Source organism: Actinocorallia aurea (assembly GCF_054783995.1).
Map to the genome: position 1 here is coordinate 367,429 of NZ_BAAGPQ010000012.1, position 25,648 is coordinate 393,076.

22 protein-coding genes are annotated in these 25,648 nt (G+C 71.6%); 12 read left to right on the forward strand and 10 right to left on the reverse strand.

Translation table 11 applies throughout. The features are described 5' to 3' along the window. Positions 1–128: 128 nt before the first annotated feature. Complete coding sequence (locus ACYVOM_RS14225; RefSeq protein ID WP_460303805.1) at positions 129–1,325, reverse strand: MFS transporter; 1,197 nt, start codon at positions 1,323–1,325, stop codon at positions 129–131. Between the two features lie 81 nt (positions 1,326–1,406). Here ACYVOM_RS14225 and ACYVOM_RS14230 point away from each other — a divergent pair, with 81 nt between their 5' ends. The 4 genes from ACYVOM_RS14230 to crcB all read left to right on the forward strand — a co-directional run bounded on the left by ACYVOM_RS14230 (position 1,407) and on the right by crcB (position 5,234). Next, positions 1,407–2,270 (forward strand): LysR family transcriptional regulator, encoded by an 864-nt coding sequence (locus ACYVOM_RS14230; RefSeq protein ID WP_460303806.1) that lies wholly within the window; start codon positions 1,407–1,409, stop codon positions 2,268–2,270. Positions 2,271–2,352: 82 nt separating this feature from the next. Next, complete coding sequence (locus ACYVOM_RS14235; RefSeq protein ID WP_460303807.1) at positions 2,353–3,807, forward strand: serine/threonine protein kinase; 1,455 nt, start codon at positions 2,353–2,355, stop codon at positions 3,805–3,807. A 636-nt stretch (positions 3,808–4,443) separates the two neighbouring features. After that, positions 4,444–4,869: a fluoride efflux transporter FluC gene (locus tag ACYVOM_RS14240; RefSeq protein WP_460303808.1), complete on the forward strand. Its 426-nt coding sequence runs from the start codon at positions 4,444–4,446 to the stop codon at positions 4,867–4,869. Next, complete coding sequence (gene crcB, locus ACYVOM_RS14245; RefSeq protein WP_460303809.1) at positions 4,866–5,234, forward strand: fluoride efflux transporter CrcB; 369 nt, start codon at positions 4,866–4,868, stop codon at positions 5,232–5,234. The genes ACYVOM_RS14240 and crcB overlap by 4 nt, the downstream gene beginning before the upstream one ends. A gap of 15 nt (positions 5,235–5,249) precedes the next feature. Here crcB and ACYVOM_RS14250 read toward each other — a convergent pair whose 3' ends face one another. Beyond that, on the reverse strand, positions 5,250–7,298 hold the full coding sequence (locus tag ACYVOM_RS14250) for a catalase (protein ID WP_460303810.1): 2,049 nt from the start codon (positions 7,296–7,298) through the stop codon (positions 5,250–5,252). Between the two features lie 238 nt (positions 7,299–7,536). On the opposite strand from ACYVOM_RS14250, the gene ACYVOM_RS14255 reads away from it, so the two are divergent. Next, entirely contained in the window at positions 7,537–8,112 is a 576-nt protein-coding gene (locus ACYVOM_RS14255) for a hypothetical protein (protein ID WP_460303811.1), read from the forward strand. Between the two features lie 100 nt (positions 8,113–8,212). Here ACYVOM_RS14255 and ACYVOM_RS14260 read toward each other — a convergent pair whose 3' ends face one another. From ACYVOM_RS14260 to ACYVOM_RS14270, 3 genes are read right to left on the reverse strand one after another with little or no spacing between them, the layout of a single operon-like run. Further along, on the reverse strand, positions 8,213–9,919 hold the full coding sequence (locus tag ACYVOM_RS14260) for a thiamine pyrophosphate-binding protein (RefSeq protein ID WP_460303812.1): 1,707 nt from the start codon (positions 9,917–9,919) through the stop codon (positions 8,213–8,215). Between the two features lie 26 nt (positions 9,920–9,945). Then, positions 9,946–11,316, reverse strand: a complete 1,371-nt coding sequence (locus tag ACYVOM_RS14265; protein ID WP_460303813.1) for a hypothetical protein — start codon at positions 11,314–11,316, stop codon at positions 9,946–9,948. A 13-nt stretch (positions 11,317–11,329) separates the two neighbouring features. Further along, positions 11,330–14,221 carry a peroxidase family protein gene (locus tag ACYVOM_RS14270; RefSeq protein WP_460303814.1) on the reverse strand — a complete coding sequence of 964 codons (2,892 nt, stop codon included), beginning with the start codon at positions 14,219–14,221 and terminating at the stop codon, positions 11,330–11,332. 240 nt (positions 14,222–14,461) lie between these two features. Here ACYVOM_RS14270 and ACYVOM_RS14275 point away from each other — a divergent pair, with 240 nt between their 5' ends. Both ACYVOM_RS14275 and ACYVOM_RS14280 read left to right on the forward strand, forming a co-directional pair. Continuing rightward, positions 14,462–15,043, forward strand: a complete 582-nt coding sequence (locus ACYVOM_RS14275) for a hypothetical protein (protein ID WP_460303815.1) — start codon at positions 14,462–14,464, stop codon at positions 15,041–15,043. Continuing rightward, positions 15,043–15,915, forward strand: a complete 873-nt coding sequence (locus ACYVOM_RS14280) for a hypothetical protein (protein ID WP_460303816.1) — start codon at positions 15,043–15,045, stop codon at positions 15,913–15,915. The genes ACYVOM_RS14275 and ACYVOM_RS14280 overlap by 1 nt, the downstream gene beginning before the upstream one ends. Here ACYVOM_RS14280 and nhaC read toward each other — a convergent pair. Then, positions 15,912–17,396, reverse strand: coding sequence for a Na+/H+ antiporter NhaC (gene nhaC / locus ACYVOM_RS14285; protein WP_460303817.1), 1,485 nt, complete (start codon positions 17,394–17,396; stop codon positions 15,912–15,914). The genes ACYVOM_RS14280 and nhaC overlap by 4 nt on opposite strands. A gap of 289 nt (positions 17,397–17,685) precedes the next feature. Further along, positions 17,686–18,285: a TetR family transcriptional regulator gene (locus ACYVOM_RS14290; RefSeq protein WP_460303818.1), complete on the reverse strand. Its 600-nt coding sequence runs from the start codon at positions 18,283–18,285 to the stop codon at positions 17,686–17,688. 107 nt (positions 18,286–18,392) lie between these two features. Here ACYVOM_RS14290 and ACYVOM_RS14295 point away from each other — a divergent pair, with 107 nt between their 5' ends. Continuing rightward, positions 18,393–19,373 carry an aldo/keto reductase gene (locus ACYVOM_RS14295; protein WP_460303819.1) on the forward strand — a complete coding sequence of 327 codons (981 nt, stop codon included), beginning with the start codon at positions 18,393–18,395 and terminating at the stop codon, positions 19,371–19,373. 74 nt (positions 19,374–19,447) lie between these two features. Here the strand turns inward: ACYVOM_RS14295 and ACYVOM_RS14300 are convergent, their stop codons facing one another. Next, positions 19,448–19,945 (reverse strand): cysteine hydrolase family protein, encoded by a 498-nt coding sequence (locus ACYVOM_RS14300; RefSeq protein WP_460303820.1) that lies wholly within the window; start codon positions 19,943–19,945, stop codon positions 19,448–19,450. 182 nt (positions 19,946–20,127) lie between these two features. Here ACYVOM_RS14300 and ACYVOM_RS14305 point away from each other — a divergent pair, with 182 nt between their 5' ends. The 3 genes from ACYVOM_RS14305 (at position 20,128) to ACYVOM_RS14315 (ending at position 23,241) form a co-directional block, all read left to right on the forward strand. Next, positions 20,128–20,721, forward strand: coding sequence for a TetR/AcrR family transcriptional regulator (locus ACYVOM_RS14305; RefSeq protein WP_460303821.1), 594 nt, complete (start codon positions 20,128–20,130; stop codon positions 20,719–20,721). 772 nt (positions 20,722–21,493) lie between these two features. Continuing rightward, a complete protein-coding gene (locus tag ACYVOM_RS14310) occupies positions 21,494–22,288 on the forward strand; it encodes an SDR family NAD(P)-dependent oxidoreductase (RefSeq protein ID WP_460303822.1) in 795 nt (264 codons plus the stop codon). Between the two features lie 62 nt (positions 22,289–22,350). Beyond that, positions 22,351–23,241: a sterol desaturase family protein gene (locus ACYVOM_RS14315; RefSeq protein WP_460303823.1), complete on the forward strand. Its 891-nt coding sequence runs from the start codon at positions 22,351–22,353 to the stop codon at positions 23,239–23,241. Here the strand turns inward: ACYVOM_RS14315 and ACYVOM_RS14320 are convergent. After that, positions 23,220–23,369: a hypothetical protein gene (locus ACYVOM_RS14320; protein WP_460303824.1), complete on the reverse strand. Its 150-nt coding sequence runs from the start codon at positions 23,367–23,369 to the stop codon at positions 23,220–23,222. The two genes, ACYVOM_RS14315 and ACYVOM_RS14320, sit on opposite strands and share 22 nt — an antisense overlap. Before the next feature lie 54 nt (positions 23,370–23,423). Continuing rightward, entirely contained in the window at positions 23,424–24,683 is a 1,260-nt protein-coding gene (locus ACYVOM_RS14325) for an FAD-dependent oxidoreductase (protein WP_460303825.1), read from the reverse strand. 380 nt (positions 24,684–25,063) lie between these two features. Between ACYVOM_RS14325 and ACYVOM_RS14330 the strand changes: the two genes are divergently transcribed. Then, a complete protein-coding gene (locus ACYVOM_RS14330) occupies positions 25,064–25,303 on the forward strand; it encodes a hypothetical protein (RefSeq protein WP_460303826.1) in 240 nt (79 codons plus the stop codon). The last annotated feature ends 345 nt before the right edge of the window (positions 25,304–25,648 follow it).

The window sequence follows — 25,648 nt, forward strand, 5'->3', positions numbered from 1 at the left end:
GGCGGCCGCGCCGTGCGAGGGCGGGCGAGGACGCTCCCCAGATCGAACGTTCGCTGCGATCTCGGACGGTAGCAGCCAATCGAACCGATCGGTACCATCTTAGCGATCCGAAGTTCGGGCCCACCGCGTCAGACGGCTTCGGGGGCGGTGTCGAAGCGGCGGGCCAGGCCGACGAGGAGCCCGGCCGCGACGGTCAGCAGCACGCAGGTGGCGATCACCCCGGCCCACCCCGCGGCCTGCCACTCCCGGGTGGCCAGCGAGCCGAAAAGGGAACTCCCGGCGTAGTAGGCGAGCAGGTACAGCCCGGCCGCCTGGCCCGCGCCCGCGCCGATCCGGTCGGCCCGCTCCGAGACCCAGCCGCTGACGAGGGAGTGCGTGCCGAGGAACGCGAACGTCAGGACGGCGACACCGCAGACGACGACGGGCAGCGGCGCCGGCAGGGTCAACAGCACCCCGAGCAGCAGGAGCGCGACCCCGAGCAACGCGGTCCTGCCGCGTCCGCGGCGTGCGGCGAGGCGGCCCAGCGCGTGCGGCGCTGGAATGCCGACGGGGTAGGCGAGGAACACGAGCGTGGCCGCGCCGCCCAGAAGGTAGGGGGCGGCCTCCAGCCGGAAGGTCATCGCGTTGCACAGGCCGACGAAGGCCCCCATCGTGGCGGCGCCGACGAGGCAGAGCATCACCAGAGAGGGGTCGCGCAGGCTGCGCCCGGTCATCTCCAGAAGGCTCCGGACGCTGGGCTGGGCGCGCCGGAAGTGGCGTGACGGCGGCAGCGTCAGCCACAGGACGGCCGCGCAGAGCAGGGTGATCACGCCGATGGCGGCGCTCGCCCCCGGCCAGCCCCACCAGGCGTGCAGCGGCCCGGGCAGGAGCCGTCCGGCGGCCCCGCCGAGCGCGGTCCCGGTGATGTAGGTGGCGTTCGCACGCAGGTGGCGGCCCTCGGGGGCCTCCTCCCGCACGTAGGCGAGCGCGACGGCAGGCAGCCCCGCCAGCGCGACGCCCTGGAGCGCCCGCAGGACGAGGAGCGCGTTCCATGAGGGCGCGAACGCCGTCGCGACGCCCAGGGCGCCGGACGCGAGCAGCGAGAACCGCATGATCGGCACCCGCCCGACGAGGTCGGACACCGGCCCGACGACGAGCAGCGCCACCGCCATCGCGAGGGTCGCCGCCGACAGCGCGCCGGCCGACGCCCCGGCCGAGACGCCGAAGTGGGCGGCGAGGCCGGGCAGCAGGGGTTGCACGTAGTAGAGGGCGAGGAAGTTCGCCAGCCCGCCCGCGACGAGACCGACGCGGAGCCGGGCGGTGCTGCTCGAGATCGACACGGCCACGGACTTCACCGTGCCTGACTTGGGATGATGCGCAAAATGAAGAATTTGCCGTTACTGATGCAACTGACGCATCATCGCAGGATGGAGGTCGAATCCCTGCGCTGGTTCCTGTCGCTGTGTGAGACGGAGAACATGCGCGACACCGCCGCCGCCGAGCGGATCAACCAGTCGACGCTCTCCCGGGCCCTGGCCCGCCTGGAGGCCGATCTGGGCGTCGAGCTCTTCCACAGGCACGGCCGCCGCCTGGCCCTCAGCCGGTTCGGCGTCCTCTACCGCGACCACGCCGCCCGCGCCGTCGCCGAGCTCGATCGGGCCCGCCGCCGCATCGACGCGCTCGCCGACCCTGACACCGGCCTCATCAGGCTCGGGTTCCTGCACTCCACCGGCCGCTGGCTCGTCCCGCAGATTCTCCGCGACCACCGCGCCGTCACCCCCGGCATCCGCTTCGAGTTGCGCCAGGGCTTCGCCCGCGAGCTGTACGCGTGGCTGCGCGACGGCGAGATCGACGCCGCCCTCGCCACCCCGCCCCCGGACGGCTCCGCGCGCTGGCATTCCCTGCACGAGCAGCCCCTGTTCCTGGCGCTCCCGGCCGACCACCCCCTGGCGGCCCGCCCGCATCCGACGCTCCGCGACCTCCGCACCGAACCGTTCGTCGCCTTCGGCCCGTCCACCGACCTCCGCCGCGTCATCGACGAGATGTGCCTGGAAGCCGGGTTCGCGCCGAGGATCGCCTTCGAAAGCGAGGAGATCGCCACGGTCCGCGCCCTCATCGGCGCGGGTCTGGGCGTCGGGGTCCTGCCCCTCCCCGAATCCGGCGACACCTCGACCAATCCCGCCTATCGCCCGCTTCTCCCGGCCCGGCACCGCCCGATCGGCCTGGCCTGGAACCCCCACGCCCACCCGACGCCCGCCACCGCTGCCTTTCTGTCCCGTATAACGACCTAGCGGACGTACTCCAGCAAACTCAGCCGAACCGGCTTCGGTCATCGGTAAGATCACCGGGGTTCGCGGAGCTCTTGGGGGATGTGTGTCCGGAACGTCACCGCTGCTGTCGACGGATCCGAAGAGCGTCGGTCCGTACGTCCTCGAAGGCCGCCTCGGGGCCGGGGGGCAGGGGACGGTCTTCCTCGGCCGAGACGAGAGCGGCCGGCGCACCGCGGTCAAGCTCCTGCACGCCCACCTGATCACCCAGCAGGCCGCGCGCGCCCGCTTCCTCGTCGAGGTGGAGCTGGCCAAGCGGGTCGCCCCCTTCTGCACGGCCCAGGTGATCGACAGCGGGGTTCTGGAGGGGCAGCCCTACATCGTCAGCGAGTTCGTCGACGGCCCGTCGCTGCAGGCCTCGGTGCGCGCGGCGGGGGTCCGCGGTGGGGCGGCGCTCGAACGGCTGGCCCTCAACACCGTGACGGCGCTCGCCGCGATCCACGAAGCCGGCGTCGTCCACCGCGACTTCAAGCCCGGCAACGTCATCCTCGGTCCCGACGGCCCTGTCGTGATCGACTTCGGGATCGCGCGGGCCCTGGACCTCAGCCAGTCGCTCACCGGCAGCCAGGCCGTGGGCACCCCCGGCTTCACGGCGCCCGAGCACTTCCAGGGAGAGGCGGCCGGCCCCCCGGCCGACCTCTTCGCCTGGGGCGCGACCATGGCCTACGCCGCGACGGGAAAGCCCGCCTTCCCCGGCTCCACGGTCTCCGCGGTCATGTACGCGGTCCTGCACGGGGAACCCGACCTCGACGGCCTGGACGGCCGCCTGCGGGAGATCGTCGCGGCCTGCCTGGGCAAGGATCCCGCGGGCCGCCCCTCCGCCGTCGAGGTCGGCGCCCTCCTGCGCGCCCTCCCCGCCCCCGCCTGGCTCACCGCGCAAGACCCCGAGCCGCCCGCCGCCGAACCGGAGCGCCCCGCCGACCTGGAGCCCTCCACCCGGGCCGGGCGGAACCGTCGCATGTGGCTCGTCTACGGCGGCCTGACCGCGCTGCTCCTCGTCGGCATCGGCTTCGCCGCGCTCCCGGCGCTCCGCACCGACGGCTCCGCCGACCCCCCGAGCGTCTCCCTGGACGCGGCCCTCGACCCGTCGACGCCGCCCGCCGCCGGGGCGACGCCCGCCGCGGTCACGCCCTCCCCGAAGAAGACGCGCACCCCCAAGCCCCGCCGGCCCACCTCGAAGCCGCCGAAGAGCACACCCGAGCCGAACGCGGGCACGGGCTCACCGTCGGCCGAGCCGGGCACGCAGTCCCCGGCCGCCGCGAGCCCGAAGCCGTCGGCTCCCGCGGCCCCGGAGACGCTCGGCACCGTCACCAACCAGGACATGGCCCGGTACTGCTCCGCCCACGGCTACCTGGGCTACCTGTACTGGAACGGCAACGCCTACTTCACCTGCCAGGGAGGCGACGCGCCCCAGGTCGCCTTCACCACGGCCTGCCGCTGGCTCTTCCCCGGCAAGCCCAACGTCACCGCGAACGACAAGACCTGCGTTTCGAACCCGTGAGCCCGCCCCGGGAGTCAGGCGGAGGGCGCGGCGAGGAGCGGGGAGACGTCCGAGGCAGCGCCGGGTTCGGGAGGGGAGGACGGCGGAGCCCCGCGAGGCTCCGCCGTCGTGCTCGTCGCCGCTCGGCGCCGCGCGCCGGGCGGCGGGCCGTGCTGGGCCTCCGGTGCGCTACCGGCGCGCACCGGCGTTCACCCGGGCAACGCCGGCGACGGCGCTGACCAGTCGGGCCGTCTGCCGGATCCAGGTGACACCCGCTCGCATCTTGCTCCACCCCTCCCTTGGGAATCCCTTCCGAACGACGTGAGACGGCGCTTCATCGATCCGCGATGACTGCTTCTCGCCCCCCGCGCCGATCACGTCGCCCCCAAGGGAAGCAGATTTTGTGACTGCTCGAACCGACATTGCCCAGATGTCATAAGCGAGTTCTCGCCATCCCCGGGGAATCGAGATTCCCAGTACCGATGAAAGAGAAGATTCACGAAAAAGCTCCGGGTTCCGAGGTGCGCCCGCACTTCACCGAGATGCGGCGGCGGCACTGGTTCCGTGGCGTGCGGACCGGTCCCGATAAGGTGTGGACCTTGGTTCTCCGGTCCGGCGGCGGCTCCCCGCCAGGTCCGTCCGGTGGGAGGGGTCGTGATGAGTGGGGCCGAGAAGGCGGTCGCGTCGCAGTGGCCGGTCCTGGCGGTGGTGGGGGTCGGCGGCGCGCTGGGGGCTTCGGCCAGGTTCGGCATTTCTGAGGCGTTTCCGCGTGACGTGTCCGGGTTCGGCTGGGCGACGTTCTGGATCAACGTGTCGGGCTGCTTCCTGATCGGCGTTCTCATGGTCGCGGTCACCGAGGTGTGGCGGGTGCACCGGCTGGTCCGTCCCTTCCTGGGAGTCGGGGTGCTGGGCGGGTTCACGACCTTCTCGACCGCGATGGTCGAGGTGCAGGCGATGGCGGCCGAGGGCGCGCCCGCGGGGGCACTGGGGTACCTCGCCGGGACCCTGGCGGCGGCGTTCGTCGCGGTGCGGGCCGGGGTCGGGCTGGCGCGCACGGCGTGGACGGGAAGGGGACGGCGGTGACGCTGCTGCTGGTCGTGCTCGGCGCGGCGGTCGGGGCGCCGCTGCGCTACCTCGTGGACCTGCGCATGAAGCGGTGGGCGGGCGAGGACTTCCCGTGGGGGACGCTGACGGTCAACATCTCGGGTTCGGCGCTGCTGGGCTTCCTGGTGGCCTGGCCCGCCGGCGGCGCCGCGATGGCGCTCCTCGGAACGGGCCTGTGCGGCGCTCTGACGACGTACTCGACCTTCGGATACGACACGCTGCGCCTGGCCGAGGACGGCCCGCGCTCCCATGCCGTCCTGTACGCGGCGGGGTCACTGGCCGCGGGCCTGGGCGCCGCCTACTGCGGCATGCTCCTCGCCCAGGCCCTGCCCGGAGGCCGCTGAAGCGTCGGCCGACGCTCAGCCGAGGTTCCGACGCGGGTGGCGGTGCGCGGCGACGGCCGCGGTGAACGCGGTCCCGAAGTCCCCGTCCGCGGACGACGCCACGACCACGCCTTCGCCGGACTCGGCGCTGATCCGGTCGAGGAGGCCGCGTCCCGCGCCGACGGCGCCGATCGCCTTGCCGTGCTTGTAGGCCTCGGCGACGAACCGCACGAAGTCGGAGTCGGTCGCGAGCGCCGCGGCGTGCGCCTCGCCGTCGGGCACGAGGACCGCGTCGTAGAGGACGGACGGGGCGGTCGCGATGGCCTTGGCGACCTCGACGGGTTCGCCCGACACGTCGTCGACCTTGCCTCCGTGGGCGGCGAGCACCTCGCAGATCGCGCCGTCCCCGCCGAGCGAGTCGACGACCGCGGCGAGGTCGGAGTAGGCGACGCCGTCCGCGGCGAGGACCGCGATCTTGCGGGTGGCGACGCCGCGCACCGGGTCGGTGGCCTGGCTGAGCGCGGGCGAGGACCTGTCGTGGCCGGGCGCGCCGGGTGCGGGCGCGGGCAGTCCGAGCCCCTCGGCGACGGCCGAGGCGAGCCCGGCGTCGACGTTGGCGAGGTTGGCGACGACCCCCTCGCGCACCGCCGGACGGGTCACCTTGCCGAGTTCGAACCGGAACGCCTCGACGATGTGGGCCTTCTCCCAGTCGGACATGCTGTTCCAGAAGAGGGTCGCCTGGCTGTAGTGGTCGGCGAAGCTGTCGGCGCGCTTGCGCAGTTTCGTCCCGCTCACCGGTTCGGGGTAGTGCCGGTAGGCCTCGGTGTCCCCCGCGAGGAACGGGCAGCCGCCGCCGATGGAGTTCTTGTGGTACGCCGCCTGGTTCTCGTGGATGGCGGTCTGGTGGTAGCCGTCGCGGTGGTGGTTGGCGACGGGCGCGAGCGGCCGGTTGACGGGAAGCTGTGGGAAGTTGGGCCCGCCGAGCCTGATGAGCTGAGTGTCGAGATAGGAGAACAGCCGGGCCTGGAGCAGCGGGTCGTTGGTGACGTCGATGCCGGGCACGAGGTTGGCGAGGTGGAAGGCGACCTGCTCGGTCTCGGCGAAGAAGTTGTCGGGGTTGCGGTCGAGGGTCATCTTGCCGACGGGGACGACGGGCACCTCCTCCTCCGGGATGATCTTGGTGGCGTCCAGGAGGTCGAAGTCGAAGGAGTGCTCGTTCTCCTCGGCGACGAGTTGCACGCCCAGCTCGTATTCGGGGAAGCTCCCGGTCGCGATGGCCTCCCACAGGTCGCGGCGGTTGAAGTCCGGGTCGCGTCCGGCGATCAGCTGGGTCTCGTCCCACACCAGGGAGTGGACGCCGAGCAGCGGCTTCCAGTGGAACTTGACGAAGGTGCCGTGCCCGTCGGGGGCGACGAAGCGGAACGTGTGCACGCCGAAGCCCTGCATCATCCGGTAGCTGCGCGGCAGCGCCCGGTCGGACATGAGCCACATCATCATGTGCGTCGTCTCGGGCTGGAGCTGGACGAAGTCCCACAGGGTGTCGTGCGCGGAGGAGGCCTGGGGGATCTCGTTGTGCGGCTCGGGCTTCACCGCGTGGACGAAGTCGGGGAACTTGATGCCGTCCTGGATGAAGAAGACCGGCATGTTGTTGCCGACGAGGTCGAAGTTGCCCTGCTCGGTGTAGAACTTCGTCGCGAAGCCCCGGACGTCGCGGACGGTGTCGGCGGAGCCGCGTGATCCGGCGACGGTGGAGAACCGCACGAAGACGGGCGTCCGCTGCCCCGGCGTCGTGAGGAACGCGGCCTTGGTGACCGCGGCGAGCTCGTCGGAGTAGGCCTCGAAGGTGCCGTAGGCCCCGGATCCGCGCGCGTGCACGACGCGCTCCGGGATGCGCTCGTGGTCGAAGTGGGTGATCTTCTCGCGGAGGTGGAAGTCCTCGATGAGGCTCGGCCCCCGTTCTCCGGCGGCCAGTGAGTTGTCGGTGTCGTCGACGGGTATGCCCTGGTCGGTACCGAGCGGTGCTTCGTCCCCGCTCACCCGGTAGGCCCCGAGCTGGCGATCTTTCGCGTTCTGCTCATCGGACACGGGATTCCTCCCAAGTCTCTCGGCGCGTCGAAAATCTCGGACCTTCCACCCCTTTCCCCCGGAGTCCGGACTGAACAGCCTTAAGTCCGATTTTCCGGTGACGTTGCCGGGTGCAGGGCGGTGCCTGTGATCAACGTAGGTCGGTTTTAGGGGAGAATCAGGCGATCTTTCGGGGGTGCTTCGTCATCTGAAGGAAGGAGTGCCCCCGCCTCTGGTCTTCTCGAAGGAGCATCCGAAGTTGTCCGCTACCTCCGTCCGGCTGTTCTCGGCCGCCGTGCTCGCCGCCGGTCTGGCGTCCGTCGTCTCCGCTCCGGCCTCTGCCGCGGCGAACCCTTGTGCCGTCGGCACCTGGAAGCTCACCAAGTACTCGCTGAAGAGCCACATCAATGAGGTCACCGCGAACGCCAAGGGCGGGGTGGGCACGCGGCTGACCATCGCGAAGAAGTCGGTCACCTTCGACTTCGCGAAGTCGAAGAAGGTCGTCACCAAGGGGGTCGCGGAGGGCGACGCCTACGCGGTGACCGACATCTTCAAGAAGAAGCTGACGTTCAAGTCCAGCCTGATCGGCAAGAAGACGGGCAGCCTGACGCTCAAGCCGAAGAGCGCCACCGGGGGCGCGACCATCTCCAGCTCCATCGACGGCCAGTCCACGGGCACCGCCAATCTCGCCAAGAACTACAAGGGCGGCATGGAAGACCCCTTCGTCCCGACGTTCGGCCAGTTCACCTGCACCTCGACGACGCTGAAGCTCGTGCTGGAGGCCGACGGCCCGCAGACCACCATCAAGTCAGTGCACACCTACCGGCGGATCTGACGCGCGTCGGTCCGGCGGGCCGCCTCAGGCCCGCCGGACGGCGCTGAGGTCTTCCTCAGCCGCGTCCTCCGGCCCCCGAGCCCGCCGCCGGCCGACCCCGTCAGTCGCCGCGGAGGCGGTTCTCCAGGGTCTCGACGAGGCCGGGGATGACGCCCTCGGGGGAGGGGCTGTAGTGCGGGACCGCCCAGCGGGTGATGGCGGCGTCGATGACGGTGGGGCGGCCCGAGGACAGGGCGGTGCGGAAGGCGGACTCGAACTCTTCGAGGGTCTCGACGCGGTGGCCGTCGGCGCCGCAGGCCCGGGCGTAGGCGGCGAAGTCCGGGTTGTCGAACTCCACGAGCGCGGATTCGAGGTAGGTGGCGAGCTGGAAGAGCTTGATGAGCTTGAACTCGCCGTCGTTGAAGATGACCCAGATGACGGGGATGCCGTGCTCGACGGCGGTCATGAGCTCGAAGCCCGCCAGCGCGTAGCAGCCGTCGCCGCAGCCGACGACGACCGTGCGGTCCGGATGCGCGACCTTGAGGCCGATCGCGCCGTTCACGTGCCCCGCCATCGGCCCGAACGTCCCGGCCTTCCGGAAGTTCTGGCCCTCCTCCAGTTCGACGTAGTAGCCGAGCCAGGCGAGGTGCGCGCCAGCGTCGGCGAGAAGGATCGCGCGGTCCGGCAGCATCCGGCCGATCGCCTGGGCCAGCTCGCCCGGGTGGATCTTCCCGGTCAGATGGGTGATGTGCCGGGCCTCGTAGTCGCGGCCGTCGACCTCGACGGGCGCGACGGGGCCGACCCTGCCCTCCAGCGCCTCGATCAGCGCGGCGACCCCGGCGCGGGCGTCGGACAGCAGCGCGTGGTCCGGCGGGTAGGCCTTGTGGAACTCGCCCTCGGAGATGTTGACGTGGATGAGGACCTTGCCGTCGAAGAGGCCCTCGCGGTAGTTGAACGTCGCGTGCTGGTTGAGCGAGTTCCCGACGCACAGCACGACGTCGGCCTCGCGGAACGCCTTCCACGCGCTCGCGTGCCCGCTGTCGGCGAACACCCCGACGCACAGCCGATGCCCTTCGGACACGATGCCCTTGCCGTCGAGCGTGGTCAGCAGCGGGAACTGGAACCGCTCGATCAGCCGCCTGATCTCCTGCCCCGCGCCGCTGCGGACGGCGCCGAACCCGGCGAGCACCACCACGCGGCGGCCCCGCGCGAGCGCGTCGGCGAGCACCCCGGCGATCTCCGCGACCTTCGACGGGTCGGGCGGCACCGGCGCGACCTCCACCCGGATCGGGCGTGCCTCCACCTCGACCCCGTGCTCGGTCAGATCCTCGGGCACGTGGATGTGCACCGGCCCGGGACGTCCCGCGAACGCGAGGCCGACCGCCTCCTCCAGGACGTCGCAGGTGTCGGCAGGATCGGTGAGCAGGTAGGACCGCTTGGTCGTCGCGGCGAACATGGCCTGCGAGTCCGGGGTGCCGTTCAGCCCTGACGTCTCGTTGAGCGATCCCCAGCCCTGCCACTTGCGGGACGCGTAGCCCGAGACGGCCAGCACCGGATAAGAGTCCGACATGGCTACGGCCAGCCCGGAGAACAGGTTGAACGCGCCGGGCCCTGCCGTGGCGAAGCAGAATCCGAGCCGGTCGGTGTACATCGCGTAGCCGCAGGCCATGAACGACGCGGCCTGCTCGTGCCGGGTGATGACCGGCCGGATCAGCGCCGAGTGCTTCAGCGCGAGCATCAGCCCGGCGGCGTTCTCCCCGGCGCCGCCGAACGCGGCCCGGACGCCGGCCTCCTCCAGTCCCTGCACGATCGCCTCGTAGACCCTCATCGCGGTCCTCCTCCCTACCGTGCTCCTCAGTGCCAGCGGGCCGCGTGCCGGGCGTGGGCGTCGGTCGTGCCGTGGGCGAAGAACCGGTCGTAGTACTCGGTCTCGACGTGGTGGGTCTGCAGCCAGATCCCGGGCACGTGGATCGCGTCGGTGTGGGCGGGGAATCTGCCGTGCGTCTCGTACAGGTAGGCGCACACGTCGGTGACGCAGTCGATCACGCGCTGGTCGTACTCGGCGGCCTCGGCGAGGTAGCTCCGTCCGTAGTCGCCCTTGTAGATGCGGGAGAAGGTCCCGGTGTCGCTGTAGATGCCGTCAGGTCCGAACTTGGCGCGCACGACGGATGCGACGGCGTCCCGCATCGTCCGGAAGTTGGGCGGGCACGCGGCCTTGATCAGGTGCTCGGTCTTCGTCCGGAGACCGACGGGCTGGGAGCGCACCGCGGCGTACTTGGGGAGGGGCACCTGCCAGCGCAGGACGTCGGCGAGCCGGAAGCGCGGGACGGTGAAGTCGAAGCCCAGCATCGGCCCGTACTCGGGCCGGAACTTCGGGTCGCCCAGCATGATCTGCGGGTGGATCGTGGCGTGGATCCAGGCGCCGAGCCCCATCCCGTCGGCGACGAGCATCATGTTCTGGAGCAGCAGGTCGGCCTCGACCTGGGTCCGCATCGGCCCCAGCGCGCCGAGCGGGACCTTGAGGTCGCCGTTGAGGAAGCCGTTGCGCACCCATTTCGCGACGCCCGCCGACCGGTAGAAGTTGCGGTCGTCGACGAGGGCGGGCCGGGCCCCGTCGGGCTGGGTGAGCAGGTACATCAGCGCGTTGACGTACTGGTGGGACAGGTCGACGACCGGCAGGAAGAGCGTCGTGCCGGGCAGGTTCGACAGGAACCGGTTGGAATCGAGATAGGCGGGGAAGTCCCGTTTGCCCTCGGGGACGTCGAGCCGGTGGTCCAGCACCTTCACCTTGGCGATGCGCGCCCGTGCGATGAGGGCGTCCGGTTCGAAGCCGAGCTCCGGCGCGGGAGCCAGCTTGCGCAGGTAGTAGGTCCCCGAGTCGTTGATCATGAAGAAGTGGGTGCCCTGCGCGTTGTCGGGGCTGCCCGCCGTCCGGCCGCCCATGTTCAGGTTCGGCTTCGCCATGATGGGCGAGCCGTCGCGCGGGTCCTCCAGCGGCCGGTCCGGCATGGTCAGGCCGGAGCAGCCGGTGAGCGCGATGAGCACCGCCTCCTCCAGCTCGTCCAGGGGCATCGGCGGATGCGGCGACCGGTAGGTCATCGGCCCCGCCGGCACCGTCGCGCCATGGCTGACCCGATGCGTCCGGCGCCGCCAGATCGTCTCCAGCAGGGGCCGGGAGACCAGGTCGGCCAGCCCCTGCCGTCCGACATCTCGCTGCACGGTCATCGCGGTCTCGCTCTCACTCGCGTCCGGGGACCTGGTGCCAGGGCGCGAACGCGCTCGCGTCCCGGGGCAGCAGGCCGCTCAGGGCCGGACAGTGCCGTTGGACAACGCTCTTCATGCCGCTCCGCGCGACCCAGTCGAGTCCCAGAGGGGTGTAGATCTCGGGCCGGAAGTCGACGGTGAGGAAGCGGTCGCTCTGCAGGCGCCGACTCGCCATGAGGACGAAGACGCGGAAGGCGGTGTCGCTGAAGCCGAAGCCGCGCGGCGGGTTCTCGGCGAACAGGCCGACCATGGTGTCGATGGCGTCGACGGTGCCGTAGACGTCGCGGAGCTTCGCGGCGGTCGCGGGGTCGTCGGACAGTTCCTCGAAGCTCCGGACGCGCGGCCGGTGCAGGCCCGCCCGGAAGTCGTTGTAGCGCGGCACGCCCCGGCGGCGGCTGCGCATGAGGTCGATGACGGACAGGTCAAGGATCTCCCCGTCGTGCTCGAACGCCTGGAGCGCGCGAGGGTAGTTGTGCAGGGTGATCGCGCCCGGGTGGGCGATGCCGAACGAGTACAGCGCGTTCGCGAGGCCGATGCCGCGCATGGCGGCCTCGGTCCTGCGGCCCTGCAGGTCGGTGAAGCCGAGGGTGCGCAGGGTCCGGCCGGACGTGTGGTCGGCGATCGTGTAGTCGTCCGGGATCAGCGGATGCATCCGGTAGACGGTGATGAAGTCCTCGGTGAGCGAATAGGGCACCTTGTGGTGGTCGGGCAGCGTTCCGGGGATTCCGGTGAGCGCGTGCACGTCGACCAGCCAGAGCCCGAGCCGGGTGAGCCACGTCCGCGGCGGACCCGACCAGTTCGCGGTCAGCCCGACGTCGATCACCTCGGTGGCGAGGATCGCGGGCGTCCACTCCACGGTGTGGATCTTGGCGATGAGCGCGGAGACGACGAGCCGGGCCGTGTGGTAGATCGCGTCCTCGCCCATCCGCGGGTACTCGCGCCGCAACGCCTCGCACACGGTGTTGTGCTCGCGGGCGAACAGGGTGTGCATGATGCTGAGGCCGAGCCACCAGTTGTCCTTGAAGCCGGTGAGCGGGAAGCCCCCGTCGGCGTCGGGCGGCAGGTGGCCGTCCTCCAGCCGCAGCTCGGCGCCGCCGCCGGGCTCGCGCAGCGACGTGGCCACGGTCTCGTCGCCGCCGTAGATCTCCGAACCGTCCCACCAGTGCGAGGCGGCGTTGGCGAACAGCGTCGGCGGCTGCCCGAACCCGTGCGCGTGCACGCCCTGGTCGTCGGCGAAGCGCATGACGTCCTCGGCGGCCCCGCCAGGGGTGTTCCGCCACGTCCTGCCGGGCGGCATCGGCACCTCGACGCTCCGCACGCCCGTCGGGTAGCGCCTGTGCTGCACCCAGTCGTGGACCTGGAACTGGATCCACGCGGCGGCCAGGAGGTTCAGGGAGCGGGCCGGGAGGAAGGCGTCGCGGCGCAGCAGCTCCTCGCTGACGGTCACCGGGTTCGGCGCGTCGAACAGGTCGGGCCGGTGGTCCGGCGCGAGGTTGCGGCCGAACGGCGCGCCGACCGCGCCCATGGCCGGGTCGGACAGATCGTTGTACATCCCGTCGTAGGATCGCCTGGTCCGCTGCTCCTCGGTGACGGTCGGCGGCACCGGATGGGCCATCGGCAGCGACGCGCGCAGCCCCGTGTCGATGAGGTTGCGCTCGCGCAGCACCTGCCGCATCGACTCGAGGTTGAGCAGCCCGGCCCAGGTGGGCAGCCGGTGCCAGGGGACGAACCGGTTGAGCGCCGCGAACCCGGTGCGCAGCACCCTTCCGGCGACGACGTTGCGGCGCGGCGGCGTCGCGATGAAGCGGTAGCCCCTGCGGTGGGCGCTGGACGCCTCGTAGGCGGCCTTGCGGGCGCGGTTGAGGTTGCCCAGCGGCCGGAAGGCGTCCGTGGTGTTCCACGGGTCGAAGGCGAGGTCGTCGACGCGGGCGGCGGCGCTGCGCGCGGCGGCGGAGGCGAGGTCCCGGCGCGGGATCGTCAGGGTGGCGACCTTGACGGCCGGCGCGTCCCGCTCGGCCCAGTCGGCCGCGCCGTTCTCGACGGGCGTGCGCCGGGCGTCGGCGTAGCGCTGGACGCACAGCTCGAAGACGATGTCGTCCGCGGCGAGCCGCCGGGTGATCTCCTGGCCCAGGTAGTCGGGGTCCTTGCCCGACGGGTGCGGCGCGCCGGGCGCGTCCGCGGCGGGGCGGAGCAGGTAGCGCACGGGCCGCGCGCCCCACAGGATCGCGCCGCGGCTCCAGTACGTCTCCAGGGCGAGGCTGGCGACCCTGCGCCCCGTTCCGGCGCGCACGTTGCGCCGCATCCGCGCCGCGGCCGACCACCCGACGGCCAGCGGCAGCTTCGCGAACAGCGCGAAGCCCTTGCGCAACCGGGTGTCCGCGCCCGCCATGACCCGGGCGAAGGCGACGAACTCGCGGGCGTCCCGGGCATGCGACACCGGATGGTTGGTCATGAGCAGATCGTGGGTCTCGCCGGGCCCCGCGTGGACGCGCAGGGCCGCGCCGCGCAGATCCGGCGCGAAGTCGGGCTGCCGGGCCCCGCTCGCGTTGGAGAGCCGGACGGTGACCGGGTACCGGGCCCCGGGCTCGGCGAACCCGGTATGCAGGTCCTCGGGCAGATCGGGAACGAACGCCAGCATCGCGTCCTCGACCGCGAGGATCGCCTTGGCGTGGAACGTCCGCGCGACGTGCGCGGCCCCCGCCCGCTTCCGGATCCTCACCTGCACCCGCATGAGGTCCCGCGCGAGGTCCTCGAACTTCGCCCGCTCGATCTCCGGAGACCCGCCGATGTACCGCTCGAACTGTTCGGCTCCGGCCTCCCGCGCCGCGGTCTCCGCGACCCGCTCCCGCTGCTCGGCCTCATGCATGCGCGATCTCCCGCCTGTGCGCGTCCCGTGGATCACCGGTGGAAAGTGCGGCCCTCCGGCCATCATCGGCGACCGAGGTGATGCATCCGGACAAGCACCGGGCAGGCGGCGCGAGATTGTCCTTGACGCTTCTGCCGAATATCCCGGAAATTTACGATCAGCCGACCCGCACGAGCACCCCTCGGGTATCTAGATGACGGTCGCGGATCGCGGTCGGTGCGTCGGGATTCGGGGGTCCGGGTGAAATCGTGGCGTTGGCTGCCGCTCGCGGTGTTCTTCCTGCTCACGGCGTGCGGGGGAGAGGGCGACTACGGGGACGGGCTGCCGACCGGGGACACCTCCGTGGGGGGAAAGCGGGGCGAACTCTATACGGCGCTGCAGCAGAAGAAATGCGATAAGGCGCAGGATCTGCTCGACGCCGCGGGAAAGGACGTGCCCGCCAGGGACGTCTACCGGGCGGGCATCGCGAATTGCCGGGGGAACCGCGCGGAGGCCCGAAAGATCCTCCACGAATACCAGCAGGACGTCGACTCGGGGAAGAGCCCCTCCTTCGCGGCCCCTGACGAGTCCGCCCCGGGGCTCTACAGCGTGTGGTTCGAGTGCTATCTGATCCAGGAGGTGGAGGGCGGGGCGGTCGGCGACTGCCCCGAGCCGCCTCCGGCGAAGAGCCCGCAGACCGAGGACGAGGAGACGGGGACTCCGACGGAGGAGCCGACCCGGACGACGGAGTCCACCCGGACGGCCGATCCGGAGCCGACGCAGGACACCCCCTCGGAGCCGGAGCACCCCGAGCCGCAGGGGCCGGGCCCGGAAGGCACCTGATGGGAGGCGAAGGCCCGGAAGGCTCGCTGACACGCTGGCTGCTCGCCCTCGTGGGCAACGCGACCCTGCTCTCGGCGCTGCTGGTGTACTTCGGCTGGCAGCGCAACGAGGCGATGTACAAGGCGCTCGGCTTCGAGGAGAGCATCCTCGGCCTGTCGACCCGCGACTACCTGCTGCGCAGCATCAACCCTGCCCTGGTCCTGGTGCTGATCATCGGCATGGGCGGCCTGCTCTTCCTCGGCCTGGACCGCTGGTCGAGCGGTGCCCTCCGCGCCCCGGGCCGGCATCGGACCCGGCTGGTCCTGGCCCTGTGCGCCGCGGCCCTGCTGGTCGTCGTCCTCTCCCGGCTGGTCAGGCACGTCCCGGCCTTCGCCGAGCACACCCTGGTCTACGCACTGTTTCCGCTCTGCCTAGGTCTCGGCGTCTTCATGGTGTTCTGTGCCGTCCGCCCGTACCTTCCGACCGAGACGCACCGCCTGATCCCGCCGGCCTTCTTCGTCTGGCTCATCGTCGCCGCGACCCTGTTCTGGGCGACGTCCAACTACGCCGCCGCCGAAGGCCGCGCCGCCGCCGCGGAGATCGACCCGACCCGGCTGACCGGCGTCACCGTCTACAGCCCCTACCGCCTTGAGCCGGGCGCCGACGACGTCACCGAGACCGAGCTCAAACCCAAGCCCACCACCGAGAAGGAACCCCGCGCCTACCTCTACAGCTACACCGGCTTCCGCCTCCTGGAGCACATCGCCGACCGCTACTACCTCATCTCCGACGCCTGGATCTACGGCGACAAGACCCTCACCGTCCTGTCCGACAACGACCCCATCCGCCTCGAATTCGAGCCCCGCCTGGCCGCCCAGGCGGCGGCGGGCTAGGCGAGGGCGTCGTCGTCGGTGGGTGGCATGTGCTCGATCTTGAAGCCGGTGATGCCGTAGAGGACGCTGAGGACGGGGCTGAGGATGTTGAAGAAGCAGAAGGGGAGGTAGGAGAGGGTCGCGACTCCCAGGACGGCGCTCATGAAGGCGCCGCACGAGTTCCAGGGGACGAGCGGGGAGGTGACGGTGCCGCTGTCGGCGGCGAGACGGGACAGCATGGTGCGGGCGAGGCCGCGGCGGGCGAACTCGGCGCGGAAGACGCGGGTCGGCAGGACGAGGGCGATGTACTGGTCGCCGGCGATGATGTTCAGGCCGAACGCGCAGGCGAAGACCGTGACGAAGAGCCGGCCGGTGCTCGTGGCCGCGCGCACCAGCGGGTCGATCAGCACGTTGATGAGGCCGAACTCCTCCAGCAGCGTGCCGAAGGTGACGGCGCCGATGATGAGCCAGACCGTCGGGAGCATGCTGTCCATGCCGCCGCGGGTGAGCAGCCGGTCCACGTCGGGGATGCCGGAGTTCATCTCGAATCCGGTCGCCATCGCCTGCCAGATGCCCTTGACGCCCGTCGCGACGGGACCGAGGCCGGGATCGGCGACGAACGTCCGGACCACGTCGAACTGGGTGAACAGGCCGAGGACCCCGGCGAAGAGCGCGGCGCCCATGAGCGCGAGCGTCGGCGGGACCTTGCGCAGGGACAGCACCACGAGCAGCACCAGCGGCAGCAGGTTGACCGGGCTGATCCAGAAGATGCCGTCGATCGCGTCGAGATCCGTCTCGGTCTCCGCCGCGCCGTGCGTCGGGGCGGGACCCCACACGAAGCCGATCAGGAGGAAAAGGACGAAACCGACCAGGAAGGCCGGAAGGGACGTCCAGAGTTGGCGTTTGATGTGCTCGTAGACGTCGGCCTTGACCATCTGCGCGGTCAGGACCGTCGTCTCCGACAGCGGCGACGACTTGTCGCCGAGGTACGCGCCGGAGATGACCGCGCCCGCCGTGATGGCCTCCGACACCCCGAGGATCGACGCGATCCCGATGAGGCCGACGCCGATCGTCCCTGCCGTCGTCCACGACGAGCCGATCGACATCGCGACGAGCCCGCAGATGAGCGTGGCCGCCGCGTAGTACCAGCTCGCCGACAGCGCCTGGATGCCGTAGTGGACGAGCGTCGGGATCGTCCCGGACATGTTCCACGCGCCGATGAGCGCGCCGACCGACAGCAGGATGAAGATCGCCCCGGTGATGGACGACAGCGCCCGCTGCCCGCTCGCCTCGACGTCGTGCCACGGATGTCCGAGCCGCATCGCCACCAGCATCGTGACGAGCGCGCACAGCACCAGCGCGACCTGGATCGGCCCGTCGAGCGCGTCGAGCCCGAACAGCGCGAGCGACCCCGCGATGAGCACGACCAGCGTCACCAGCGGAATGACGGCATGCACCACCGACGGCTCGCGCGCCCCGGACTCCTCCGGCGCAGTGCTCATCCCCGAGCCCCCGTCCGCCCCACATGACCCCCGACCCTCACCTCATCCCCGCCCGCACCACCCGCCACACCGCAACGGGAGACCCCCGGTCAGGGCTCCGGCACGGCGGCGCAGACGCCCGTGCCGCCGAGCAGCCATGTGCCCGAACGCTTCCGTCGGGAGCCGGACGCCGTCGCTCCCCGAGGTGGCGCATGGAATTCGCCCGTGCGGGAGGGTCTTGCCGAAGAACGCGGGCCGCTCCTCGTCGGCCGCGAGGGCGGGGGCCGATGCGCGCAGCGGGGGCGCGGTGTCAGGACGCGGCGCGGGCCGGGGGGAAGAGCGCGGTGACGGCGCGGACGACGGCGGCACGGCGGCCCGCGAGGGACGGGTCGGCCGCGGCGCGGCGGGCGACGGAGCCGAGCTCGGCCTGGTCGCTCCAGGTCATGGCGATCTGGGAGACGAGGGCCATGACGTCGACCGGATCCCAGGACGGGTCGAGTTCGCCCGCGCGCTGGGCGTTGCGGATCCGTTCGATCTTGCCGGCCAGGGCGGATCCGAAGATGCCGCTCACCTCGCCCGGCCCGTCGTCGCGGGTGGTGGCCAGCTCAAGGCGGCCCCAGGAGATGAACCGGTACCGGTCGGGGTGGGCGATGAAGTAGTCGAACATCTGCCCCGCGTAGGAGGGCAGGTCCGCGGGGTCGAGATGCGCGGCCTCGGCGGCCGCGGCGAGCTCCGCGGAGGCGACGTGCGCGTACAGGCCCTCCTTGCTCCGGAAGTACGCGTACACGCGCTCCTTGCTGGTGCGCGCGGTCTTGGCGATCCTGTCGACGCGGGCCCCGGCGATCCCGTACCGCGCGAACTCGTCCCGTGCGGCGGCGACGATCCGGTCGCGGGTATCGGTGGTGGCCATCCGTCCAGCCTAGCTTCCCGAACCGTTCGGTTCGGGTGGGGCGGCGGGAGGGAGTAGGGTGGGACAGGTTCATACCAAACTGTTTGGTTTGATGAGGGGATTCGGGAATGCAGCAGCGCACTCTGGGGACGCAGGGCCTGGCGGTCTCGGCCATCGGCTACGGCTCGATGGGCCTCACCATGGCCTACGGGCCCGGCGACGAGCAGGCCGGCGTCGCCGCCCTCCGCCGCGCCTACGACCTCGGCGTCACCTTCTTCGACACGGCCGAGCTCTACGGCTGGGGCACCGGCTCCAACGAGATCCTCGTCGGCAAGGCGCTCAAGGACGTCCGCGACGACGTGGTCATCGCCACCAAGTTCGGGTTCGACCTGTCGGACGGGGCCATCGCGGGGCTGAACAGCCGGCCCGACAACATCCGCAAGGTCGCCGAGAACAGCCTGCGCCACCTGGGCGTCGACTGCCTCGACGTGCTCTACCAGCACCGCGTCGACCCCGACGTGCCGATCGAGGACGTCGCCGGGACCGTCAAGGAACTCGTCGACGCGGGCAAGGTGAAGTACTTCGGGCTGTCCGAGGCGGGGCCGGAGACGATTCGCAGGGCGCACGCCGTCCAGCCCGTCTCGGTGCTCCAGACCGAGTACTCCCTGTTCGAGCGAGACGTCGAGACGCTGTTCCCGGTGCTGCGCGAACTCGGCATCGGGTTCGTCGCCTACTCGCCGCTCGGCCGCGGCTTCATCACCGGCACCGCCAAGCCCGCCGGGCAGTACGACGCGACCGACATGCGCAACCACGACCCGCGCTGGCAGCCCGGCGCCTACGAGAAGAACCTCGCCGCCGTCGAGCGGCTGACCGCGCTGGCCGAGGCCAAGGGCGCGACCGTCTCCCAGCTCGCCCTCGCCTGGATCCTCGCCCAGGGCGACGACATCGTCCCCATCCCCGGCACCCGCAGCGTTCGGCGCATGGAGGAGAACGCGGGCGCGGCCGACCTCGCCCTCACCAAGGCCGACCTCGACGCCATCGCCGAGATCCTCCCGACGGGCGGCTTCGGCGCCCGCTACGCCCCGCAGGCCCTGCCGACCTGGATCTGAGCCCCTCCCGCCCCGGCGCGGCCCGCGCCGGGGCCGCGCCGCCCCCGGGATCCTGCGCGCGCACGGCCGCGGTCTCAGCCGAGTTCGTTCGGGGAGACGAGCCGCGCGATGCGCCAGAGGCCGAGCCAGCTGTCCGGGAAGACCGCCGGGTCGGTCAGCGCGGCGTGGGCCTGCGCGTCGGGGTCGGCGCACGCGTCCGGGCAGACGGCGACCTCGTACCCGATGTCGTGCGCCCAGCGCGCGGTCGACAGCACGGTGCCGGACGTCGCGACGCCCGCGATGACGACCCGGCCGACGCCCGCCGCCCGGAGCCGCTCGTGCAGGTCGGTCGTGGCGAACGCGGAGAACGAGCTCTTGCCGAGCACCGCCTCGCCCTCTTGCGGGGCCAGTTCGGGATGGATCATCTCGCGCATCTGCTCGGGCACCGCGTAGAACGCCGGCATGCCCGCGTCCCGCGCCGTCTTCAGCGCTGCGGCGGCGTGCCGCACGACGGCCGGGTCGTGGCTGTAGTTGTCGACGATGTAGGCCGCGAAGTCCAGCGCGAGGAACGCGCTCCGCTTCGGCTCGCTCATGGGGTTCTCCTTCACCGATTCGAAAGCGGAGACTGCGCCCCGCTTAGGGGTTCGGAAGGTAGCATAAGCGGAGACATCGCCCCGCTCGTCGTACCTGGGGTGGTCAAGCGGAGGCTACGCCCCGGTTATCCGGGTTCCCGATAGCATCGGGGGACAGCCCCGGTCCGGACGGAGGAAGCCGCATGCCGTCGCCCGATCGCCCTCTGCGCGCCGACGCCCGCCGCAACCGCGACCGCATCCTCGAAGCCGCCCGCGAGTCCTTCGCCGCCGAAGGCGTCACCGTCCCCCTGGACGAGATCGCCCGCCGCGCCGGCGTCGGCCCCGGCACCCTCTACCGCCACTTCCCCACCAAGGAAGCCCTCTTCGAGGCCATCGTCCACGACCGCCTCCGCCTCCTCGTGGACCGCGCCCGCGCCGCCCGCACCGCCCCCGATCCAGCCGAAGCCCTCTTCGCCACCCTGCGCGCCATCGTCGCCGACGCCCAGGCCAAATCCGAGCTCATCGACGCCCTCGCCGGCGCCCACGTCGATGTCCGCACCTCCGTCGCCGCCTCCACCGCCGACCTCCGCACCGAGATCACCCACCTCCTCACCCGAGCCCAGTCCGCAGGCGCCATCCGCCCGGACGCCTCCACCCCCAGCCTCATGGCCCTCCTCGGCGGCCTCCTCCTCTCCCTCCGCCACCCCGCCCCCGCCTACGACCCAGGCCAAGCCCTCACCATCCTCCAAGACGGCCTCCGCCCACCCCCGCCCACCCAGCAGCGACGTGCGAGATAGGCACCGTGGTGTTCGCGGGTTCGCTGTGCGTCTACGACCCGGCCGGGCTCAAGACCTACACCGCCGGGGCAGCCGGCTACACCACCGGGACCGCGGCCTCCAGCACCGGGTGACCGTCCGCCGGATGGTCGCGACCGGCGCGACCGACCGCCATGGCAACGCCGAGCGCACAGCCGTCGAGGTCGGCGCACTGGGGGAGTTCGGTTCTCTGGCCACGGGTCGCCCCGAAGTTCGCCTCGCCGCTCGCTGGACCAGGTGCTTTCCAGATAGACGGTTTTGTCGGCTTCGGGTCAGTGGAGGTCCGGCCTTCCGGGCGATGGCGGGGGAGGGCGGCGAGGGGCTTGAGTTCGCGGACGGGGGCTCTTCGTCGTGGGGCGCTCCGCGGGCGAGTTCGAGGAAAGGGTCGCGGGACCCGGTCTGACGTCGTCGTGGACGCACGGGGCCTTGCGGGGCCTGCGGTCGATCGGTGCGGGGTGACCGGCAGCGGTCCTGCGGTGGCTGGAACGGTGGGAAGATCCGGATTTCGGGTCGTGGGTGGGAGGCGTGGTGTCTGAGCGTGGGGATGCGGAGTTCGAGAGGGCTGCGGAGCAGACTGCGGTGGGGAAGGGGGTCATCGGGTTTCTCGTGCTCGCGTTGATCGGGGCGGTGATCGCGGGAATCGTCGTCGGTTGTGAGAACGAGAAGGCTCATCCGGCCTCTTCGTTCCCGGGGGCGGAGGTGGCGGGGGTCGGGGCGGGGCGGTAGAAGGCCGTCGCGAGGGTAGGGGAGGGGCATGATCATTGATCTGGCGGGGAAGACCGCGCTGGTCACGGGGTCGACGCAGGGGATCGGGGCGGCGATCGCGGAGGGGCTGGCGCGGGCCGGGGCCCGGGTGGCGGTGAACGGGCGGAGCGAGGGCTCCACGAAGGAGGCGGCGCGGCGGCTGCGGGACGCGGTGCCGGACGCCGACGTCGTCGCGGTGCCGGCCGATCTCGCGACCGAGGAGGGCGCTTCGGCGGCCCTCGCGGCGCTGCCGGAGACCGACGTCCTCGTCAACAACCTCGGCATCTTCGGGGCGCGCCCGGCCCTGGAGATCGACGACGCCGAGTGGCGCCGCTACTTCGAGGTGAACGTGCTCGCGGCGGTCCGGCTGACCCGGGCCTACCTGCCGGGCATGAAGGCGCGCGGGTTCGGACGGGTCCAGTACATCGCGAGCGACTCGGCGGTCGCCATCCCCGCCGAGATGATCCACTACGGGATGTCGAAGACCGCCCTGCTCGCGGTGTCGCGCGGTTTCGCCAAGGAGGCCGCCGGTACGGGCGTCACGGTGAACTCGGTGATCGCGGGCCCCACCCACACGGGCGGCGTCGAGGACTTCGTCTACGAACTCGTGGACCGCGCCCTGCCTTGGGACGAGGCGCAGCGCGCGTTCATGCGCGAGCACCGCCCGCAGTCGCTCCTGCAGCGCCTGATCGAACCCGCGGAGATCGCCAACATGGTCGTCTACCTCAGCTCCGCGCAGGCGTCCGCCACCACCGGCGGCGCGCTCCGGGTCGACGGCGGCTACGTCGACGCGATCCTCCCCTGACCCCGCGGGGATCTCGGGCGCAGACTAGCGACATGTAGGGAAATGCCCTCTAACATCCAGCCATGACGGACCTGCCGGATGTCGTGCTGTGGGCCATCCCCGCTTTCGTGCTGCTGCTCGCGATCGAGGCGGTCTCCTACCGCCTGCGTCCCGACGACGACGAGCGGGGCTTCGCCGGCCGGGACACCGCGACGAGCCTGGCGATGGGCCTCGGCAGCCTCGGCTGGGACCTCCTGTGGAGCCTGCCCATCGCGGCAGCCAACGGACTGCTCTTCGGCTGGCTCTACGCCCTGACGCCCTGGGACGTCCCCATCAGCTGGCAGTGGATCCTCCTCGCCCTCCCCGTGACCGATTTCTTCTATTACTGGTCGCACCGGACGCACCACCGCGTCCGCGTCCTGTGGGCGTCGCACGTGGTGCACCACTCCAGCCGGTACTTCAACCTCTCGACGGCCCTGCGCCAGCCCTGGACGGGGTTTACGAGCTGGGTCTTCTACGTGCCGATGGCCGTCATGGGCTTCCACCCGGCAGTCATGGCGTTCTCCTCCGGCGTCAACCTCGTCTACCAGTTCTGGATCCACACCGAGCGGATCGACCGGCTGCCGAGGCCCGTCGAGTTCCTCTTCAACACCCCGTCGCACCACCGGGTCCACCACGGCTCCCAAGGCTCCTACCTGGACCGCAACTACGGCGGCATCCTCATCATCTGGGACCGCCTGTTCGGCACCTTCGCCCCCGAGACGGAACGCGTCGTCTACGGGCTGACCAAGAACATCGAGACCTTCAACCCACTGCGCGTCGCGTTCCACGAGTACGCCGCCATGGCCCGCGACATCACCGCAGCCCCCACCTGGCGCGACCGCGCCGCCCACGTCTTCGCCGCCCCCGGCCGGCACCCCGCGCAGGCGTCGCCGACGCGAGTGACACAGGGTCAGAACACCAGCAGGTCGTAGCGGTACAGGGTGACGAAGCACAGGACCACGACGACGGCCCAGCGGCTGTAGGCCGCACGCCCAGCGGGGTTCCACCAGCGCCGCGTCCAGCACCCGACGGCCGGGCACGGCGCAGGTCGGTGCCGCACCGGGCGGGAGCGCGGTGGGGGAGTCCCTGACGTCCGGTCATGCGTCGGATCGGGTCAGGTTCGGGATCGGGGTCGTGGGCGGCGGGTGGGTGTGGGGGGTGCGGGGCGGCGGGCGAAGGCGGGGGCGTGTTCGGGGAGGATGCCGACGCCCACCAGGTAGGCGGGGACCGCGGAGAGGGCGGGGAAGCGCTCCAGGAGGGCGAGGAAGCCCGCGGGCGGGGCCGCGGTCTCGCCGTTGATGATGGGGACGATGAGCCGGCGGTGCAGCATGCGCTGGAGGGCCTGGACGACGATGGTCGGCAGCAGACGGCGGCGCTGGACCGCGGCGAGATCGCGGTCGGTGACCCGGTGGCGGAGCAGCGGGCGGGCGAGCCTTGACGCGGCGGCGACGGCGTCCTGGACGGCCAGGTTGATCCCGACCCCGCCGACGGGCGACATGGCGTGGGCGGCGTCGCCGATGCACAGCAGGCCCGGCACGTGCCAGCGGCGGAGGCGGTTGAGGCGGACGTCGAGATGCTTGACGTCGTCCATGGAGGTGAGCGCGGACACGTCGGCGAACGGCATGAGCGCCGCGACCTCACGCCGGAACGCCTCGATGCCGCGGGCGCGCAGGGCCGCGTCGCCGCCCTTGCGGCCCAGGTAACCGATCTGCAGGTATCCCTCGCGGGGGATCGGGATGAGGGTGCGGCCCGGCGCCGTGCGGGGCGTGAGCGTCGGCGCGACGTCCGCTTCGGTCGGGAGGCGGAACCACCAGGTGTCGAGCGGCACCGGGAACTCGCGCGGGACGAGCCCGGCCTCCCGGCGGGCGAGCGACCAGCGGCCGTCGCAGGCGACGGTGAGGTCGGCGCGCAGCTCGCCCGCCCCGTCCGGGCCCCGGTAGCGGACGCCCGCGACCCGCCCGTTCTCGCGGATCAGACCGGTGGCCTCGGTGTGCATGCGCAGGGCGAAGCCCCGCTCTTCGCGGGCCGCGTCGGCGAGGAGGTTCAGCAGGTGCCACTGCGGCACCATCGCGATGTACGGGTGGGCCATGCGCCGCAGCCTGCCGAAGTCCGAAAGGACGAGTTCACGCCCATCGCTCAACGGAAACGCTGCCTTGCGCACCTTGCTGTAGGGCAGCCTCTCGAACCGCTCGCCCAGCCCGAGCTCGTCGAGCAGCCGCAACGTGCTGGGATGCACGGTGTCCCCGCGAAAATCCCGCAGAAAGTCCCCGTGCTTCTCCAGCACCGTCACCTGAACGCCGGCCCGGGCCAGCAGCAGCCCGAGCACCATCCCGGCGGGCCCACCGCCGATGACCACGCACCCGGTCCGCTCCATCGCCGTTCCCCGTCCTCGCGCCTTCCCCCGAACCCCCAAGCCCCTCATGCCCCGACCGGGCCGTTCGACCCGACCCACGATCACCCACCCTTGAATGTTTGATGAACTTTGGTGCTTTTCGTCATTCCTATGGCATTCGCAGTGGATCGTCGGAGCCGGCCGCGTCCGCGGGCGGTGGTTCGACCGAGGCGACGCGCGCCTCCTCATCTGAGCAGGCGGCCTTGCCCGGGACAGTCGTTCGACCCGCGCGCGATGCGCTCGGCCTCGGCTGCGGCGGCCGACCTCGGGGCCTTGCGGCTCGCCATGACGTAGAAGCCCGATCGGGTGAACCTCAGGGGGTGCGGGACCATCTGATCTGGTGACCTTCGGAAAGGTGGGACATGCTGGAGCTCCTGATCATCTTCGGTGTCATCTTCGTCCTCGTCTTGGTGATCGCGTTCGTGCTCCGCGCGTTGGAGAAGGGCGGCCAGGGCGGCCACACCCCGCCGCGCCGCGCCAACCGCCGACGCTCCCACGACTCGTCCTCGGACGGCTCTTCCAGCTGGTTCGACGGTTCGAGCTGGTCCGACGGCTCCTCCTCCGGCTCCGACGGCGGCGGCAGCTCCTGCTCCTCCGGCTGACCCCTCCCCCCGCAACCTCCACCCCGAGACAGACCCACCCCACAGCACCACCTCTACCGGGCCCACCCGGTACCGGTACCGGGCCCACCCGGTACCGGGCCAACCCCGTAACGGCCAAACCTGCAGCAGGCCCACCCGGTACCCGGCCGACCCACCGGTAATGGGTCTGCCCGCACGCCCGCTCGCAAGAGGCGCGTCCCGCGACGCCCGCACCTGCGACACGCACGTTCCCGGCCACGGCCTCTCGCGTCGCCGGCGCCTGGCGGCGGAGGGCCTCGGGCTGCGGGCTCGTCGGCGCCGCCCCGGACAGCCGCCGGCCCCGTGACGGCCGCACCAGTTGCCCGC

What these genes read in the sequence shown, in the direction of transcription:
- ACYVOM_RS14230 (WP_460303806.1), top strand. Translation starts at nt 1,407, where the DNA reads ATGGAGGTCGAATCCCTGCGCTGGTTCCTGTCGCTGTGTGAGACGGAG.
- ACYVOM_RS14240 (WP_460303808.1), top strand. Translation starts at nt 4,444, where the DNA reads ATGAGTGGGGCCGAGAAGGCGGTCGCGTCGCAGTGGCCGGTCCTGGCG.
- ACYVOM_RS14310 (WP_460303822.1), top strand. Translation starts at nt 21,494, where the DNA reads ATGATCATTGATCTGGCGGGGAAGACCGCGCTGGTCACGGGGTCGACG.
- ACYVOM_RS14280 (WP_460303816.1), top strand. Translation starts at nt 15,043, where the DNA reads ATGGGAGGCGAAGGCCCGGAAGGCTCGCTGACACGCTGGCTGCTCGCC.
- ACYVOM_RS14315 (WP_460303823.1), top strand. Translation starts at nt 22,351, where the DNA reads ATGACGGACCTGCCGGATGTCGTGCTGTGGGCCATCCCCGCTTTCGTG.
- ACYVOM_RS14330 (WP_460303826.1), top strand. Translation starts at nt 25,064, where the DNA reads ATGCTGGAGCTCCTGATCATCTTCGGTGTCATCTTCGTCCTCGTCTTG.
- ACYVOM_RS14260 (WP_460303812.1), bottom strand. Translation starts at nt 9,919, where the DNA reads ATGAGGGTCTACGAGGCGATCGTGCAGGGACTGGAGGAGGCCGGCGTC.
- ACYVOM_RS14305 (WP_460303821.1), top strand. Translation starts at nt 20,128, where the DNA reads ATGCCGTCGCCCGATCGCCCTCTGCGCGCCGACGCCCGCCGCAACCGC.
- ACYVOM_RS14290 (WP_460303818.1), bottom strand. Translation starts at nt 18,285, where the DNA reads ATGGCCACCACCGATACCCGCGACCGGATCGTCGCCGCCGCACGGGAC.
- ACYVOM_RS14295 (WP_460303819.1), top strand. Translation starts at nt 18,393, where the DNA reads ATGCAGCAGCGCACTCTGGGGACGCAGGGCCTGGCGGTCTCGGCCATC.
- ACYVOM_RS14265 (WP_460303813.1), bottom strand. Translation starts at nt 11,316, where the DNA reads ATGACCGTGCAGCGAGATGTCGGACGGCAGGGGCTGGCCGACCTGGTC.
- ACYVOM_RS14300 (WP_460303820.1), bottom strand. Translation starts at nt 19,945, where the DNA reads ATGAGCGAGCCGAAGCGGAGCGCGTTCCTCGCGCTGGACTTCGCGGCC.
- nhaC (WP_460303817.1), bottom strand. Translation starts at nt 17,396, where the DNA reads ATGAGCACTGCGCCGGAGGAGTCCGGGGCGCGCGAGCCGTCGGTGGTG.
- ACYVOM_RS14270 (WP_460303814.1), bottom strand. Translation starts at nt 14,221, where the DNA reads ATGCATGAGGCCGAGCAGCGGGAGCGGGTCGCGGAGACCGCGGCGCGG.
- ACYVOM_RS14325 (WP_460303825.1), bottom strand. Translation starts at nt 24,683, where the DNA reads ATGGAGCGGACCGGGTGCGTGGTCATCGGCGGTGGGCCCGCCGGGATG.